The organism is Exiguobacterium sp. FSL W8-0210 (genome assembly GCF_038006045.1).
Taxonomy (GTDB): Bacteria; Bacillota; Bacilli; order Exiguobacteriales; family Exiguobacteriaceae; genus Exiguobacterium_A.
Map to the genome: position 1 here is coordinate 1 of NZ_JBBOUK010000003.1, position 16474 is coordinate 16474.

13 protein-coding genes and 1 pseudogene are annotated in these 16474 nt (G+C 40.0%); 9 read left to right on the top strand and 5 right to left on the bottom strand.

Annotated features, from left to right (window positions below):
* Positions 1-818: 818 nt before the first annotated feature.
* The 4 genes and pseudogenes from MKY22_RS16725 to MKY22_RS16740 all read left to right on the top strand — a co-directional run bounded on the left by MKY22_RS16725 (position 819) and on the right by MKY22_RS16740 (position 4803).
* Positions 819-2147: a primase C-terminal domain-containing protein gene (locus MKY22_RS16725; RefSeq protein WP_341090455.1), complete on the top strand. Its 1329-nt coding sequence runs from the start codon at positions 819-821 to the stop codon at positions 2145-2147.
* Entirely contained in the window at positions 2148-2372 is a 225-nt protein-coding gene (locus MKY22_RS16730; protein ID WP_341090457.1) for an AAA family ATPase, read from the top strand.
* Positions 2373-2442: 70 nt separating this feature from the next.
* Positions 2443-3201 carry an AAA family ATPase gene (locus MKY22_RS16735; protein WP_341090460.1) on the top strand — a complete coding sequence of 253 codons (759 nt, stop codon included), beginning with the start codon at positions 2443-2445 and terminating at the stop codon, positions 3199-3201.
* A 47-nt stretch (positions 3202-3248) separates the two neighbouring features.
* A pseudogene (locus MKY22_RS16740) lies at positions 3249-4803 on the top strand (IS3 family transposase).
* 82 nt (positions 4804-4885) lie between these two features.
* On the opposite strand, the gene MKY22_RS16745 reads toward MKY22_RS16740, so the two are convergent.
* The 3 genes from MKY22_RS16745 to MKY22_RS16755 are packed head-to-tail and all read right to left on the bottom strand — an operon-like array spanning position 4886 to position 8374.
* Positions 4886-6364, bottom strand: a complete 1479-nt coding sequence (locus MKY22_RS16745) for a glycoside hydrolase family 1 protein (RefSeq protein WP_114167513.1) — start codon at positions 6362-6364, stop codon at positions 4886-4888.
* 15 nt (positions 6365-6379) lie between these two features.
* Positions 6380-8044 carry a lactose-specific PTS transporter subunit EIIC gene (locus MKY22_RS16750; RefSeq protein WP_341090629.1) on the bottom strand — a complete coding sequence of 555 codons (1665 nt, stop codon included), beginning with the start codon at positions 8042-8044 and terminating at the stop codon, positions 6380-6382.
* An 18-nt stretch (positions 8045-8062) separates the two neighbouring features.
* Positions 8063-8374: a PTS lactose/cellobiose transporter subunit IIA gene (locus tag MKY22_RS16755; RefSeq protein WP_341090470.1), complete on the bottom strand. Its 312-nt coding sequence runs from the start codon at positions 8372-8374 to the stop codon at positions 8063-8065.
* Positions 8375-8631: 257 nt separating this feature from the next.
* Between MKY22_RS16755 and MKY22_RS16760 the strand changes: the two genes are divergently transcribed.
* The 5 genes from MKY22_RS16760 (at position 8632) to lacD (ending at position 12527) form a co-directional block, all read left to right on the top strand.
* Entirely contained in the window at positions 8632-9384 is a 753-nt protein-coding gene (locus MKY22_RS16760) for a DeoR/GlpR family DNA-binding transcription regulator (RefSeq protein ID WP_341090472.1), read from the top strand.
* A 17-nt stretch (positions 9385-9401) separates the two neighbouring features.
* Positions 9402-9830, top strand: coding sequence for a galactose-6-phosphate isomerase subunit LacA (gene lacA, locus MKY22_RS16765; RefSeq protein WP_114166640.1), 429 nt, complete (start codon positions 9402-9404; stop codon positions 9828-9830).
* 53 nt (positions 9831-9883) lie between these two features.
* The gene (gene lacB / locus MKY22_RS16770; RefSeq protein WP_211780998.1) at positions 9884-10402 is read left to right on the top strand and encodes a galactose-6-phosphate isomerase subunit LacB; all 519 of its coding nucleotides are present in this window, start codon (positions 9884-9886) and stop codon (positions 10400-10402) included.
* Positions 10403-10584: 182 nt separating this feature from the next.
* Entirely contained in the window at positions 10585-11520 is a 936-nt protein-coding gene (locus MKY22_RS16775; protein WP_341090482.1) for a hexose kinase, read from the top strand.
* A 17-nt stretch (positions 11521-11537) separates the two neighbouring features.
* Positions 11538-12527: a tagatose-bisphosphate aldolase gene (gene lacD / locus MKY22_RS16780; protein ID WP_114166634.1), complete on the top strand. Its 990-nt coding sequence runs from the start codon at positions 11538-11540 to the stop codon at positions 12525-12527.
* Positions 12528-12631: 104 nt separating this feature from the next.
* Here lacD and MKY22_RS16785 read toward each other — a convergent pair whose 3' ends face one another.
* Together MKY22_RS16785 and MKY22_RS16790 are read right to left on the bottom strand one after the other, a co-directional pair.
* On the bottom strand, positions 12632-13180 hold the full coding sequence (locus tag MKY22_RS16785) for a recombinase family protein (protein ID WP_211781000.1): 549 nt from the start codon (positions 13178-13180) through the stop codon (positions 12632-12634).
* A 202-nt stretch (positions 13181-13382) separates the two neighbouring features.
* Positions 13383-16466, bottom strand: coding sequence for a type I restriction endonuclease subunit R (locus tag MKY22_RS16790; protein ID WP_341090486.1), 3084 nt, complete (start codon positions 16464-16466; stop codon positions 13383-13385).
* Positions 16467-16474 lie beyond the last annotated feature (8 nt).

Genomic DNA, 16474 nt, shown 5'->3' on the forward strand with positions numbered 1-16474 from the left:
CAGTAGAGCATGCTCTTTTTTTATGTGACCACAATTCGTCTGAATGTCTTTGGAGATAGTACTACTTTGTTGGGTGTTCAGCCATACTGATCTAATATAGATGAATGTTGAAAAACGGTATACATGTATACATGTATACAAATCTACATGCATACAAATCTACATGTATACAAATCTACATGTATACATGTATACATGTATACAAATCTACATGTATACATGTATACATCGGAAATGGAAACATCTGAAATATGGCTTTAAACCAACGTTTGTAGTGAATCATCAATTCTTAATTTGTATACATGTATACAAATCTACATGTATACAAATCTACATGTATACAAATCTACATGTATACAAATCTACATGTATACGCGTATACAAATCTACATGTATACATTTCTTTTAATGAGCATAAACGCGAAAAAAAGCTGTTGTTAAGCGGTTTCTTTTATGAAAACATAGGATTATGAAGTTCTTTCCCGTAGGAAAAAACGGCATAAAAAAATCTGATAACCTGCCCGTTATCAGATCCAAATCATCTGACTTAGTAGTCAGACTGTGTATTTAACAACGCTTCACCCTAAACCAGCCATCATGAATAGATTTGTAGAAACCTAGATTCCTAAAAACATAATACGATGAACTGATCCTTTTTCATGCGTTGTTCAAAAGAAAAACGTGACGAACAAAGGCGTCTTTCTTATGCAATCATTTTAGCATTGTTCTTTCTTCTCGACAATGTTCATCGTATTTCAGATAAATGGATACGCAACAATTTACGATGAGCCATAGAACAGAAGGGAGGAGGATGTGGCATGGAAGTATTGAGAAATCTTTATCGAGACCAATTGACGGAAGCTCCGAAACGGGCCTCTCAGGTCGAGAGAACCGGATACAGCAAAGACCTGGGATGGATTTTTGTCTGTCAGGAGTTCACACAACCACGTGCCATCCGTACATACCGCTCACTCTTTGGGGCAAAAGAAAAGTATACATATTTCACACCGAACACTTTTTATCGCAATGACCAACGTCATGCGGGCTCTTTGCGTTGGCTGAACGCCATGGTGATTGACATCGATGTCAAGACGTCGCAGAATGCAGGGATGATTTTTCCGGACGTTATGGACCGGGTGACGAGCGCAGGCCTGCCGACACCATCACTCGTCGTCAAGACGCCGTCAGGTGGTTTTCATGTGTATTGGTACTTGAGAGAGCCAAGACGCGCATTCCCAAAAGTAGTGGACCATTATAAACGCGTCCAACGAATGATAGCTGAGGAGATGAACGCGGATCTTCAAGCGATAGGTGCTGAACGTTGGTTCCGATTACCGACAGAAGAGAACACCGTTTTTCGTTCGGGAGAACGCGTGTCTTTTGACGACCTTTGCGAATGGTTGACCGAGCAGCAAGAGAATCAGTCAAAGAGAGGTAATGTGGCTTTAGGCTCGACGGATTTATTATCTCACCCAGCAATCCTAAAGCTATTAGAAGGAGTGGAAGAGGGCCAACGTGACAATACTTGTTATACCCTTGCTCTCGCTTACAAGGCTGCAGGATACGAAGAAAACCTAACCCTGTCGTTACTTTATCAATGGAATGAAAAGAATAGGCCCTCACTTCGCCAAATTGAAGTTAAACGTAAAGTAAAGAGCGCTTTCAAATCTGGTTCTCCGCTCGGTCCTTCATCATATTGGATCGAGACATTGTCTGGGATCGAGTTCAAGTACCAAGTCTGGGAAGGTGCAAAACCGCGTGAAGAACGTACATATAGTCATCTAGATGAATGGAAAGAAGACGTCCTTGCAGTTTTACGCAAAAACGGAGGGTGTATTTGTGGTGCGCAACGAACGCTTGTTTCTTTAATCACATCATCAGTAGACCCTTCCAAGTGCTTGTCATACGCAACATTCAAACGCCTTGTTGCTGTTATGGTGGAAGAAGGACTAATAACAAAGGAAGTAGAAGGAAGGGGAAGATGTGCCAAGACAACGATAATGTTGGTTAAGAAAGATAATGTAGTTCTTTTCCCTGGTGCAATCGAATTTAATGAGCTCAACTCCAATACATTTATAGATACGGTGGTGGGTGGGTCTCTACTCCCCCTTGCAGTACTTGAAATAACTACGCTTAGGAGTGATTAGATGTCTTTGATGTTATCTGCTGTTCGTATTCGTAATTTTCGATCTTTATTATCTGCTGACTTTTCTTGTACTTCCTCTTCTGAAAGTGTATTGATTGGTGCCAATAATGCTGGTAAGACGGCTTTTTTATCTGCTATTAGAGCGGTTTTTGATTCAAGATTTCCTGTATCATCAGAAGATATTTACCGTGCTTCAGGTGATCGTCTTTCTGATGTAGGAGTCTAGGAAAGCAATTATTGACGTTTTGATTCTTCCTTCTGTTGATTCTTTCGTGGATAGCGATAGAATTTCTCAGATGCCAGTTGAGTTTAGCGCTGAATGGCAAACGCACTTTGGCAAGTTTATTTCCGTGGATGATGATTTTAATCAATCCGTTTCTATTAGAGCCACGATTATGTTTAATCGTTCTAAAGGTGAGTTTGAAGTAGAGAGAAAAACCCTGTTGGATTGGCCTGAGAATGAAAATATTGAGGAGTATAATGATTATTTTAGAGATGTTCCTAGAGAGAACTTTTTTGAAGCATTACCCGTTTTTTATTTAGATGCTCGAAGAGATATTGTCGCGGACATGAGAGATAAGTTTTCTTACTTTGCTAAGTTGGTTAAAGACATTAAAATCGATCCAGATTCATTACTTAGATTTGAGGAAGAGCTACAATCAATTAATTCTCAAATCGTTAATGAAAGTGATGTATTGCAGCACTTATCTGAAAAGCTTGGGATGGTCTCTCAGACTTTGGATGCCGATGCTTCAAAAATTCTTATCCATCCTGTAACTCAAAAAATGAATGACTTAGGAAGAAATTTGGTAATCAATTTTCAAGATGAATCTTCAGACGTATTTCCTATGAATAGTCATGGTATGGGTACACGAAGTTGGGTTACATTTTTAACTTTACTATCTTATGTAGACGGGCAGATAAAGTTGAGAGGTTCTGAGGATAAATGTTACCATCCAATTATTTTGTTAGAGGAGCCGGAGGCACACTTACATCCCAATTCTCAACGAAATATCTATAAACAAATCAAGTCTGATATGCTACCCAATAGGTAGACAGATGAAATAACAAATCTGTTTATTCTATTGGGGAGTGTTTTTTTATGGCGAGAAGTCGGCATTCAATCGAACAAAAACTGGTTGCACTGCGCATGATGGAAGAAGAAACGCATACATGGAAGGAAATCATGGAGACTCATCACGTTTCCGAGAATACCCTCCGGGTGTGGAAAGTGAAATTCGATACCGGCGAGAGTGACGCATTGAAGGAATCGAAGACATGGAAACTGTACACCAATGAACAGAAAATCGCGGCCGTCCGTGACTACCTCGACGGGGCCACCACGATGGAAGTCCTCTCCAACTATCAAATCAGTGATGGATCTGTTCTTCGAAAATGGATTAAGAAGTATACTAGTCATAGCGAGTTAACAGATTCGAGAAAAGGGATGGATCGAGCTATGACAAAAGGGAGAAAGACCACATTCGAGGAACGCATGGAGATAGTCAGGTATTGCCTGGACAACGGACGGCCGAGGTATTCGCCGTGTCGTACCAACAGGTCTATGGGTGGACGAAAAAATATGACGCCGACGGCGTGCACGGGCTCGAGGACCGGCGCGGACGGACGAAGCAAGAAGAGGAACTGACCAACGAGGAGAAGCTCGAACGTCGCATTCAACAGATCGAGCGGGAGAACGAGCGCCTTCGTGCCGAGAACCTGTTCCTAAAAAAGTTGGAGGAAATCGAGAGGAGAGGTTGATCAGCCAGATCAGGCTACAATTGCGATACATGGTCATCGAGGAAATGTCGACGACCGACACGTTCCCGGTCGTGCTCCTGTGCGAGATCGCGCAGGTCTCACGGGCCGCCTACTATAAATGGTTGAAGCGTACCGTCTCGGTACGCGAAGAAGAGAACTTGAGCCTATTGGAAGACATCCGCCTCCTCTACGACCAGGTGAACGGGACCTACGGTTATCGACGGATCACCATGACGGTCAATCGCAGACGACGCCAGCATGGCCTGCCGGCATACAATGAGAAGCGCATCTATCGTCTCATGCGTATCCATGAGATCCGTTCGGTCATCCGCCAGAAGCGAAAACGGCACAAAAAGTCGTCACCACAACATGTGGCAGAGAACCTGATGAATCGGGAATTCAGCGCGTCCCGACCTGACGAGAAATGGTGTACCGACGTCACCGAGTTCAAATTTGGTGACGGGAAGAAGGCGTATCTGAGCGCGATCATCGACCTGTATGACGGCTCGATCGTCGCCTATCGCATCGGGAAGTCTAACAACAACGGGCTCGTCTTCCAAACGATGATGCCAGCAATCGCGGGGCTCCGTACAGGAGCGAGTCCGATGATCCATAGCGACCGAGGATATCAATACACATCGAAAGGGTTCAAACGCATGGTAGAAGACGCGGGGCTGACCCACAGCATGTCCCGGGTCGGACATTGCATCGACAACGCCCCGATCGAGAGCTTTTGGGGTACCCTGAAAGTCGAGATGTACTACCTGCGTGAGTTTCAGGCCTATAGCGAACTCACATCGGCCATCGAGACCTACATATCGTTCTACAACCATGACCGTTTCCAGAAACGGCTAAACGGCTTGAGCCCTGTCGAATACAGGTCTCAAGCCGCCTAGTTTGGTTTTCATTATTTGCCCTGTCTACTTGACGGGGAGCAGTTCACTTTTGTTTTCTGTTTATAAAAATTTTCTAATGAAATTACTTCGCTAACCCTTCTGAAATTAATGCTTGAACATCAGAAGTTAATTTTTCCCCGTTTGACTTGATGATTTCTTTATACCAATAGAAGCTATCCTTTTTTATACGCTCCATTGATGCGTTATCATCAAAATCTCTGTCAATATATATAAATCCATATCGTTTTTGATAACCATTTAACCAGCTGAGTAAATCTGTTAAAGACCAAGGTGTATAGCCAATCACCTCGGAACCATCCGCAATAGCGTTTTGAATCGCCTTCGCATGATCACGCAAATATTTAATTCGATAGTCATCATGAATTCTGCCATCTTCAACCGTATCGAATTCCCCTAATCCATTCTCTGTAATAAGAACCGGAAGATTGTATCGACTTGTAATTCTGGTAATTGCTACTTGTAAACCAGTTGGATCAATGGTCCAGTCCCAATTTGTTGCATCTGTAAACGGATTTTTTACTATTTTGTACAGGCCAGGAACCCCTTTCTCAGGAGTTGTTCCCTTTTCACCCGTGTTATTAAATGCATGGTTCATTTGAACTCCATCAAGTGGATTGGCAACAACTGTTTCTGTCCGGTAGTAGTTTACTCCCATAAAGTCTGGTTTCGCTTTCTCAAGTAACTGCCAATCACTTTCTTCAAATTCAGGCAGTAAATCATTTTCCTCCAAGTATCGCCACATTCTCTTAGGATATCTGCCAAACGCATAGACATCCATCCAAAAATAATTGTTATAATCATTCGCTTCATCTGCTGCTAATACATTTTCTGGCTTAGAATCTAATGGATAGTATGGCGAGTAAGCAAAACTTGGACCAATCTTTCCATCTGGTACATAATCATGAAATACACTAATAGCAGCTGCGCTAGCAAGATTCGCGATATGGTTAGCCTGATACATTCGTTTTCTGTCCTGTACACCCGGCGGATGGATGCCGGCCTCATATCCGTGACCAATAAAGACATTTTGTTCGTTTAATGTAACCCAATATTTAACCCGGTCTCCATACCGTTTAAATAAGGTAATGGAGAAGTTCTTAAAATCCTCAATGACCCTTCTTGATTCCCATGCTCCATATTCCTCCATTAGAGCTTGAGGGATATCCCAGTGATAGATGGTTAATACAGGTTCAATTTTATTGGCGATTAATTCATTAATAATATCATCGTAAAATTGAAGTCCTTTCTCATTCACTTCACCGTACCCTTTAGGATAAATCCGGCTCCATGCTACAGAGAATCGATACGCTTTCAGACCCATTTCAGCCATTAAACGAATATCTTCTTTATATCTGTGATAATGGTCAACTGCAACATCACCGTTTGTTCCTTTTAGTGTCTTGCCGGGAATATGAGAAAAGACATCCCAAACTGAAGGACCTTTCCCATCCTCATTCCATGCACCTTCTATTTCATAAGCTGCAGAAGCCGCTCCCCATAAAAAGTCTTTAGGAAATGCTTGTTTTTTGATATGTTCCAATTTAATATCCTCCTCTTATGATGCTAATTGGCTTAATACGAAAGCTAATGCCTTTTCAGGATTCCTAGTCAAATCTATATATTCTTTACCACCTGTAGATACCAATTTGATTCCTAAACGATCTGTATCCTTTTTTAGCACTTCATAGTTTGATGCAACCTGTGGAGCTAAAATAACTAAATCATAATCTTTCAAAATATCATTATGTGATCCATAGGCTCCTGCCGCAGCTGAAATAGAAACATTACATTCTTTTGCACCCTTTGTTAAGGCATTAGCTAATAATCCGCTTGTACCACCGCCTGCACAAAGGACTAAAACATTTTTCTCATCTGTTATTATGTCTTGTTTAACTTCAAGTACAACTGTTTCGCTTTTCGGAGCAATTACTTCTTTGACAGGATGATTATTTTCTTCAAGTTCTTGTTGAATCTTTTGCTTGTCGTAAACTTTGAAGAATGGATAATAAATAAGAAAGTCTACCACTAATAATAGAATGGCCAAGAGAAAGGCAAAACCGGCAAATCCAGTACCCATGATGATTCCAAGTGGACCAGGAGTTGTCCAAGGCAAGACATACATGAATGAATTCATACCTAAAACATCAACAAAGAATTTAAAAAGCCAAACGTTTACAATCGGTGCAAGTATAAATGGTACAAAGAAAACGGGATTTAGAACGATCGGTGCACCAAATAATACTGGTTCATTGACACCAAAAAGAACCGGGATGGAAGAAGCTTTACCAACAGCTTTTAGTTGTTTTGACTTTGCTAAGAAAGCGAACATTAAAGTAATAACTAAAGTTGCGCCAGTTCCGCCTAAAGTAGCAACGAATTGTTGAACACCAGGTGTTAAAATATTTACTGCTTGTTCCCCGTTTTGATACATTTGTAGGTTTGCTTGAATATTAACGTAATAAATTGCCGCAACAGCTGGTTCTACAATTGAAGGGCCATGTATGCCGATAAACCAGAATAATGCTATCGCACCATAAACAATCGTGAGACCTAAATAACCATCGGCTGCTGAAAAGAGAGGTTTGAAGAGTTCTATAACTGCCTGTGCAAAGTTTATTTCGAAAAAGCTTCTAAATGCCAGGTCAAAAAGCCAGAAGAGGATCGTTGTAACTGCAAATGGAATTAAATCCTTGAACGTTTGGGCAATATTTGGCGGAACTTCTTCAGGTAATTTGATTGTCACGTTATTTTTGATACATACTTTATAAATATTAGCTACAGTAAAAGCAGTAATAAATGCTGTAAGTAATCCGGTTGATCCCATATATCCACTTGCAAAACCACCGTCAATTGGATTAGCAGCTAACAGCAAAAATCCAACAATAGCCGCTAGCATCGTAGATATATTACTTATCTGATTATTCTTTGGCAATTCCCGATTAAATGAGTCAGTTAAATGTTTTGCTGTAGTAGCCGCGACAACTAAGCCCAATATTCCCATTGAATATGCATACGGTTTCATTAATATTGTTTCAATTTCTTTGCTCCAATAAAAACCAAAAATATTCGGCACGTATGCTACCAGTAAAAAGATACTTGAGAATAAGACAATCGGCATTCCAGAAATGAAGCCATCTCTAACCGCTCTTAAATAGATATTCCGAGAAACCTTTTCGAAAAAAGGTTTCATTTTTTCTATTTGTGTAATTAAGGAATTCATCATGGAGTTCATAGATAATCATCCCTTCGTATAAATGTCAATTAAATGTTCAACAATATCACTTAATAGTAAGGTAGTCATTAAATGATCCTGGGCATGTACCATAATAAAGCCTAACTCAATGGATTCCCCGCCAGCCTCTGCTGCTAGTATTTGGGTTTGGGAATTATGTGCTTCTGTTAAGCTTTCCTTCGCCTCTTTCACTAGTCCTTCTGCAGCAGCTAGGTTGCCTTTTTTTGCTTCATTAACAGCTTGTAATAATTTGGAACGTGCTTCACCGGCGAATGCAACAATTTCGAAACCTACCATGCTCACTTCTTCTTTATTCATATCTAATCCTCCTTAGTGAAAATAATAGAAATGTTTTGTTTTTGTTCTATTATGTTCTTTTTTGTTTATTTTTGTTTACATTCAAACTATATATCAGGGATTATTTTTTTGTCAAGCGCTTTCATTGGCTGTTAATACATTATTCACACATTGCATCACCCTATTATTTTGTTTGACATTTATCGTTTCAGGTGATAAATTCTAGGAAAAGGAACAAAATCAAACATTTTAGAACAAATCGAGAAGGGAGTGACAGTGTGCTTAAAGAGCAACGCCTAGAAGCCATATTAAATTTAATTAATACTCATGGAATGGTACGCGTTTCAGAAATCACTGAATTATTAAATGTAACAGAAATGACTGTTCGACGAGATTTACAGCTGCTTGAGGATCAAGGTCAAGTTGAGAGAATTCATGGCGGAGCAAAGGCTGTCAATGGATTTTCGGATAAAGAGCTGACTCATATTGAGAAGCAAGGCATCAATATAGAAGAAAAACAACAAATTGCTAGAACGATTGCCTCCTTAGTCGAAGAAAATGACACAATTTTTCTCGGTCCAGGTACAACGATTGAGTATGTGTATGACTTCTTGACGGTATTTCCTGCAAGAATCGTGACCAATTCCATTCATGTTTTCAACCGTTTTAATAAAAACGAAGGTTATGATCTTATTTTAATTGGTGGAAGCTATCGAGCTCGAACTGGAGCCTTTGTCGGAAGCTTCGCGAATAATACATTAAAAAAGATTAATGTAAAAAAAGCCTTTATAGGCTCAAATGGCGTCCATGGGAATGAAGTTTACACATCTAATGAAGAGGAAGGAATTACACAGAGCATTATTTTAGATAATGCCCACGAAAAATACATTGTTGCTGATCATAGCAAAATCTGGGGACAGGACTTTTTTAGCTTCTATCATTTGGATGGGATAACTGCTTTAATAACCGATGATCAAATTCCCGAAGAAAAGAAGCTTAAGCTAGAAGAGTTTGTAAAAGTAATTTATTAAATATGAGGTGAATGGACATGAACATATTATTAGGATCAGATAAAGCTGGGTTAGAGTTGAAAAATCATATAAAAACTTTCTTAGAAGAAAAAAACATCGATGTAATAGATAAAACACCAAATGGAGCCGTTGACTTTGTAGATTCAACTGTTTTAGTCGCAAATGAAGTAAAAAAAGGCAGCGATTCAATTGCTATTCTGATCGATTCCTATGGAGCGGGTTCTTTTATGGCAGCAACCAAAATAAAAGGCATCGTTTGTGCGGAAGTCTCTGATGAACGATCAGCAAGAATGACAAGGGACCATAATAACACTTCTATTATTACGATGGGGGCCGAAGTTGTAGGTAAAGGCTTGGCTGAAAGTATTGTGATGGCCTTTATTAACTCAAAGTACTCAGGGGGACGCCATCAAATCCGAGTAGATATGTTAAACAAAATGATGTAAATCGTATAAACCATTTAGAGGGATTACATTAAAAAAATGAGGGAGAGTATAAGATGATTATTTCATTAGGTTGTGACCATATTGTAACAGATGTAAAAATGGCAGTTTCTGACCATTTAAAATCTAAAGGACATACGGTTGTTGATATGGGGACGTATGATTTTACAAGAACACATTATCCTATCTATGGGAAAAAGGTGGCAGAAGCGGTTACGACCGGAGAAGCTGATTTAGGTGTAGTGATTTGCGGTACAGGTGTAGGAATTACAAATTCAGCCGCTAAAGTACTAGGAGCAAGAGCAGCATTGGTAAGAGACGTTGCCACGGCCAAATATGCTAAAGAAAAACTAAATGCAAATGTCATTGGCGTTGGAGGCAAAATTACTGGAGAACATTTAATCCTAGAGATTGTCGATCACTTTATCGAAGCAAAATATGATGAAACAGAGGAAAACAACCAATTAGTGGAAAAAATTATGTCCCTTGAACCAGAAAATGATCATCAAACAGGAGACATTCACTTTTTTGACGAGTTCCTAGAAAAATGGGATGGGGGCGAATATCACGATTGATGATAAGCAATGAAATGAAAGGCTTTGTTAAACATCCTTGTTGATGCTGCAATTGCCTTCGGGGCATACGTTCAGCCATTTTTTAGGCAGAAAAATGCTGATCACATGGACCAAAGGCAATTTATCAACATTCATCATAAACAGAGCTAAAAAAAGAAAAAACACGAGAAAGAGGCAGTGAAATGATTTTATCAGTCACAATGAATCCCTCAGTTGATATTTCTTACCCTCTTAAACAATTTAAATTAAATGAGATTAATAGAATAGAACATGTGAGTAAAACCGCAGGCGGAAAGGGATTAAATGTTACACGGGTTATTTCACAATTAGAAGAAGATGTTCTGGCTACTGGTGTTATTGGCGGCACCCTTGGTGATTTTATCAACCAAGAATTAAAAAAAGCTGGTATTAAAAATGACTTTTTAAAGACTGAAAAAGAATCACGAAATTGTATTGCCATTCTTCACGAAGGAATGCAAACAGAGATCCTCGAATCGGGTCCAACCCTATCCCTAAAAGAAGGCAAAGCATTTTTAGATAAATTTGAAGGTCTATTATCAAAGACCTCATTTGTTACGATTTCAGGAAGTCTGCCAAAAGGGTTACCCGATGATTTCTACCATCAAATGCTAGTCATCAGTCATAAAAAAGACGTTCCTGTGATACTTGACTCCTCGGGAGAATCCTTAAAACAAGTACTTCTTCATAAGGAAAAGCCCTTTGCCATTAAACCAAACCATACTGAATTGTCTCAGCTTATTGGGAAAGAGGTCAATAATGATAGAAATCTCTTAAAAGAAGTATTATCGCATGAATTATTTAACGATATTGAATGCGTGATGGTTTCAATGGGAAGTAAAGGTGCTTTGGTTAAATATAAGGATCGATTCTATAACGCAATTATACCAAAAATTAATGTGGTAAATCCAGTAGGATCAGGTGATGCGACAGTTGCGGGGTTAGCTGTTTCTTTAAATAGAGGGGAACCCATTGAAACCGCCATCAAAACCTCGATGACGGCAGGGATGCTGAACACAATAGAAGCTGGGACCGGAAGCGTTAATCTGAACCACTTTATGCACTATTTTAATTTAGTTGAGATAAACGAAATCTACTAAAAAGGGAGACTACTACTATGCTATCATTAAAAAAGAATAAATTAGAAGCATTGAAACGATTATCAAATGAAAACGGAGTAATCGGGGCACTTGCGATTGACCAACGTGGATCTCTTAAGAAAATGATTGCTAATGCAAGTGATCAGGAGATTGGAGATGAAGGAATCATTACGTATAAAAAAATGGTATCGGAGGAACTGACACCTTTTGCTTCATCGATCTTACTTGATCCTGAATATGGCTTACCCGCTTCGAAAATAAGACATCAAGATGCCGGACTCATCATGGCTTATGAAAAAACAGGCTATGATGCATCAGAGCCAGGACGCCTGCCTGATTTATTGGAGGAATGGTCTGTTAAACGGCTAAAAGACATTGGTGCCGATGCTATTAAATTTTTACTCTACTATGATGTAGATGAAGAAGAAAAAATTAATGAGTATAAACATGTATATATGGAGCGAATTGGTTCAGAATGTGAGGCTGAAGAAATCCCCTTCTTTTTAGAAATTGTGACTTATGATGTCAATAACGATGATGTAAAAGGAAAAGAATATGCCAAGGTGAAACCTCATAAAGTGATTGATGCAATGAAGGAATTCTCAAAACCACAATACAAAGTGGACGTCCTGAAAGTCGAGGTTCCTGTTAATATGAAATTCGTAGAAGGATATGGAGATGAAGTTATCCATTCTAGGGAAGAAGCGCTTCAATTATTTAAAGAACAAAGTGATGCTACGACGTTACCATTCATCTTTTTAAGTGCGGGTGTTTCAGCGCAGTTATTCCAAGATACATTAACATTTGCAAAAGAGGCGGGATCTACCTTTAATGGTGTATTATGCGGACGAGCAACCTGGAAGAATGGTGTTAATGTTTTCGGTGAAAAAGGTGAACAAGATGGCCGAGAATGGCTAAGATCAGAAGGCAGACAAAACATCGAAGAACTTAATGCCGTTTTAAAAGAAACAGCAAGTCCATGGTTTGATAAAGTAGAAAATATTTAATTAAAAACTCATTGAGTAAAGCAGAGTATATGATATTACTCTGCTTTTACCATTTTTCAATATGGCTAAAAGAAGTATCTAGACATACAAGTACTTAAAAACAATCACTTGAGGGTTTTTAAGTACTTGTAAAAAGTTGATCTTGAGATATCTAGAGTTTTGGTAATATCCTCGACTGTCATTCTTGCTTCATACATCATTATGGCTCTGGCCATGACCTGTTCATCAATCGGTTTTCTTCCACCCATTCTTCCTCTGGCTCGGGCAGCCTGAAGTCCAGCGTTTGTACGTTCGCGAATCAGCTCACGTTCCATTTCTGCCAATCCAGCCATCATGGTGAAGAATAGTCGGCCGGCAGCCGTAGAAGTATCGACCCCTAACGTAATGATTTGAAGATTGATTCCGCGATCTTTCAAATCATCAATCAATTCAAGAAGCTTCTTTGTGGTTCTCCCCAACCGATCTAGCTTCCAGACGACCAGGGTATCACCTTCTCGTAAATAATCTAAGCACTTCTCAAATTCTGGTCTCTTTTTTACACTGGAGGCCTTCTCTTGAAAGATTTTAGTACAACCGGCTTTCTTAAGTTCATCTAGCTGCGAGTCCAAGTTCTGATCAAAGGTTGATACTCGTGCATATCCAATTTTCGTCATGAATAACCTCCGTTCATTTGTTTGTTTACTCATCAATCATAACAGAAAACAAACATTGATAAAAAGATAAGTTAAAAGACAATGGGGGCAAAATGAAAAGGGCTGTTTATAGCCCTTTTCATTTTAATGTGTACTAACTATCAAAAATGTCTTTTTAACGTTCGTTATTAAGACCGATATTTTTTCTAGAGTACTTTTTAACTTAGTTATATCGTTGCTTGATTTCAGCAATAAGCTCTGGGAGTTTCCCAGTTAATTTCATGACATGCATTAATCGATTGTTACCCGCTTGTTTGTTGGCTGCGTCAAAATCAACACTTTTGATGAGTTCATCGATATAGGGTACAACGTCTGGTTGCGAAGGCGAATAGGAACGAACTGATTTTTCAAAAAGATCGCTATCTAGACCCCACTCCATAGCTAACGCATTCACGGCCGTTTGCAGTTGAGTGGATTTCCACAGCTCAAATGACTCATCAAAATTCATATTACTAGATAAGTTCCCAGGTACCAACTCGGTATCGACGAACTCCCTTAATAGTTGGGCTTGCTCGTTATCTCCCATGTTACTCAATTCCTGAATCTGTTGATAAATGATACGGAGGGTTTCGCTATCTACCGTTTGGACACCATTTGACGTGGTGATCTTTGAATCAATCAAACTAAGAATGTGAGCGGCATCAATCACTTGGGTACCTGCTAGTTTGGTTTTGCCAACTAACACATTTACAGGTGAAGGTGGAGGAGGACCGCCAGGCTTCCACGTTAAGTTTTTATATGCCCCAACATATTGTAGCCACGTATGTTCATCGATACCAAAAGCATGATCATCCCACTGGAATTCATAGTATTGCTCGACTAAATTCAACTGCTCTGCAGCGTCTTTAAAGGCGAGTAAGAAGGCTTCTTTTTTCACTTCGTCATGTTCAATCGTTTGCCAGTCTGTAGGATCAGGCAAGGTTGGAGTCATTTCGGCAATTTTTATCGCGAACTTCTGTACAGACGTCTCGTAAGGTTCGACAATGGCTTTGCTACTTTTGCCGCCACTACCATACAACCGTAACGCGTCATTAACTAATTCTTGAGTAATACGAGGGTACTGAAAGTTAACGATTGTCCCGAATTCTTTGGCTGGACCAAACAATCGATTGGTTCTCGAGTAGGCTTGAATCAACCCTTGGAGTTCAAGCGGGCGATCAATATAGAGCGTGTTCAGTCGCTTGGAATCGTAACCAGTCAAGAGCTGATCTGCAACAATCACAAGATCTATGTTCTTAGGGTTTCTTCCGCTTCCGCCTCGAGTGGCACGTTCTACAAGATCTTCAAAATAAGCATCTTCCCCATGCTTCTTATCACCGGCTACAAACGAAATTCCGGTGAATGAAGCGTAGTCCTTAAACATCTCTTTCACAATTTCGGGATCGAGGGGAGAAGGGTCATTTTCATTGCCAAAACTAAACGTCATGGCGATGTTCAAATGTTCACCACGTATTGCCATCTGTTTTTGGAATTCTTCATAATAGGCAATAACACGATTTTTATAGGCAACAGTTAAAATCGCGTTAAATTCTCTTCCTTGTGACTGTAAGTCCCAATTTTTTAGAATTTCTTCTACAACGCGTGGAATATGTGTCTCGTCATGGTAAGTGAGAACTCCTAACTTTTTCGCCTGTTTTTCCACGTCGACCTCGGACAACTCTTGAACTTCGCGTTCGATATCTCTGTCCGCTAAGTCAGGTTTTTCTTCTTTTATTTTTTCGACCAGTTGCTCTCTCAAATCGTCATAGCTTCTAAATTCACCGGTGTTGATATAGTCCACATGGAACCCCAATACGTTTTTATCCGCGATGGCTTCATCAATCGTATACTGGTGCAATTTAGGACCGAACAATTTTTCCGTCGTATTGATCACTTCACTTTTTTCATTTACCTTACCTTTGATTTTGTTTTCATCAAATAGTGGCGTCCCGGTAAATCCAAAGAAGAGTCCATTTTTCTTGAAGTGTCGTTGAATCGTCCCCATCATCTGACCCATTGTCGTTCGATGGGCTTCATCGATAATAAAGATGACTTTTTTATCGGTCAAGCTCGCATCTTGTGCCTCTTCTAATTCTTTCACCAGAGCGTTCAGCTTGAACGTTGTCGTCACGACAATGCCATTTTTAGGAGACTTCAGTATCTTTCTAAGTTGATAGGTATGCTTGGTATCATCGACAGACACCGATTCATACGCTGCATACGCTTTAAAGTTTTCACTGGTACGATTATCAAGCTCACGCCGATCAACGAGAAAGACGACTTTATCGAACCCCGCTCGTGTAGACAAGAATAGAGCGGTTTTAAAACTTGTGATTGTTTTACCAGATCCTGTCGTGTGCCACACAAATCCTCCATGAGGGATCTTTTCTTTATTGTCCCAGCCAAAAGCTGCACCTTCCACGGCTTGCAACGCATGCACTTGATACGGACGCATGAGCATATGCCGTCTGTTTTCTTCAAGACGCGCTTCGTCAATGACCAAGTAATCGCCGACCATTTGATGCGCCATCGGAATCATCAGAAACTGTGCGACGACCTGTTCCCATGCGTTCACGACGTGGTTTTCTTTATCAGCCCAATGGAAGACAAAACTCAGGTTAAAGTCATCAATTGACTTCGGTGTGGCGAAATAACGAGTAGCGATTTCAGAAGTAATCACCATCATCTGCGAAAACGCCATGAAATTATGAGTATATTCACCATCGCGATAATAGCGCATGAACTGACCATATGCTTCATCTAGCGTTTTGTCAGTGCGCTTTTGTTCGATATTGATGAGAGGAAGACCATTAATCAGTAACACCAGGTCAAAACGATTGTTATTCGGTGTCTGTACTTCTCTCGCGATTCGGTAGCTTGAATCGCCACCACGTACTTCAGCTTTTTTGAAGATGGTCAAGGTAATTTGTTTTCTCGTTACACTTGGGTTGTTGTCACGATAAATTCCGTCGATCTTACCTTTTGATTCTTCAATGGCCAACAGTTTGGCAGCTTCGTAGCTATTACTGATTTGACTCACTTTTGCCATGATCTGCTTGAACTCGTTATCCGTCAACTCGACACCTTCAAGTTGGTCGGCATTGATACGATTCAGTTCCTTACGCCAATGTTGAATGAGATCAGCAACCGTAACTTGTTGCTGATTCCCATCTAAGAAATCAGGGGCTTCCCACTTATATTTCTGTAGTTCTTTCACAAAGTTCTCTTGAAATGTTTTTTCTGCTGCACTTTTCGGTGCTTTGCTCATGACATCCG

Excerpts from the sequence above, each read along its gene's own strand:
- MKY22_RS16725 (WP_341090455.1), top strand. The coding sequence starts at position 819 with ATGGAAGTATTGAGAAATCTTTATCGAGACCAATTGACGGAAGCTCCG.
- MKY22_RS16730 (WP_341090457.1), top strand. The coding sequence starts at position 2,148 with ATGTCTTTGATGTTATCTGCTGTTCGTATTCGTAATTTTCGATCTTTA.
- MKY22_RS16735 (WP_341090460.1), top strand. The coding sequence starts at position 2,443 with ATGCCAGTTGAGTTTAGCGCTGAATGGCAAACGCACTTTGGCAAGTTT.
- MKY22_RS16750 (WP_341090629.1), bottom strand. The coding sequence starts at position 8,044 with ATGAATTCCTTAATTACACAAATAGAAAAAATGAAACCTTTTTTCGAA.
- MKY22_RS16755 (WP_341090470.1), bottom strand. The coding sequence starts at position 8,374 with ATGAATAAAGAAGAAGTGAGCATGGTAGGTTTCGAAATTGTTGCATTC.
- lacA (WP_114166640.1), top strand. The coding sequence starts at position 9,402 with ATGAACATATTATTAGGATCAGATAAAGCTGGGTTAGAGTTGAAAAAT.
- lacB (WP_211780998.1), top strand. The coding sequence starts at position 9,884 with ATGATTATTTCATTAGGTTGTGACCATATTGTAACAGATGTAAAAATG.
- MKY22_RS16775 (WP_341090482.1), top strand. The coding sequence starts at position 10,585 with ATGATTTTATCAGTCACAATGAATCCCTCAGTTGATATTTCTTACCCT.
- lacD (WP_114166634.1), top strand. The coding sequence starts at position 11,538 with ATGCTATCATTAAAAAAGAATAAATTAGAAGCATTGAAACGATTATCA.
- MKY22_RS16785 (WP_211781000.1), bottom strand. The coding sequence starts at position 13,180 with ATGACGAAAATTGGATATGCACGAGTATCAACCTTTGATCAGAACTTG.
- MKY22_RS16790 (WP_341090486.1), bottom strand. The coding sequence starts at position 16,466 with ATGAGCAAAGCACCGAAAAGTGCAGCAGAAAAAACATTTCAAGAGAAC.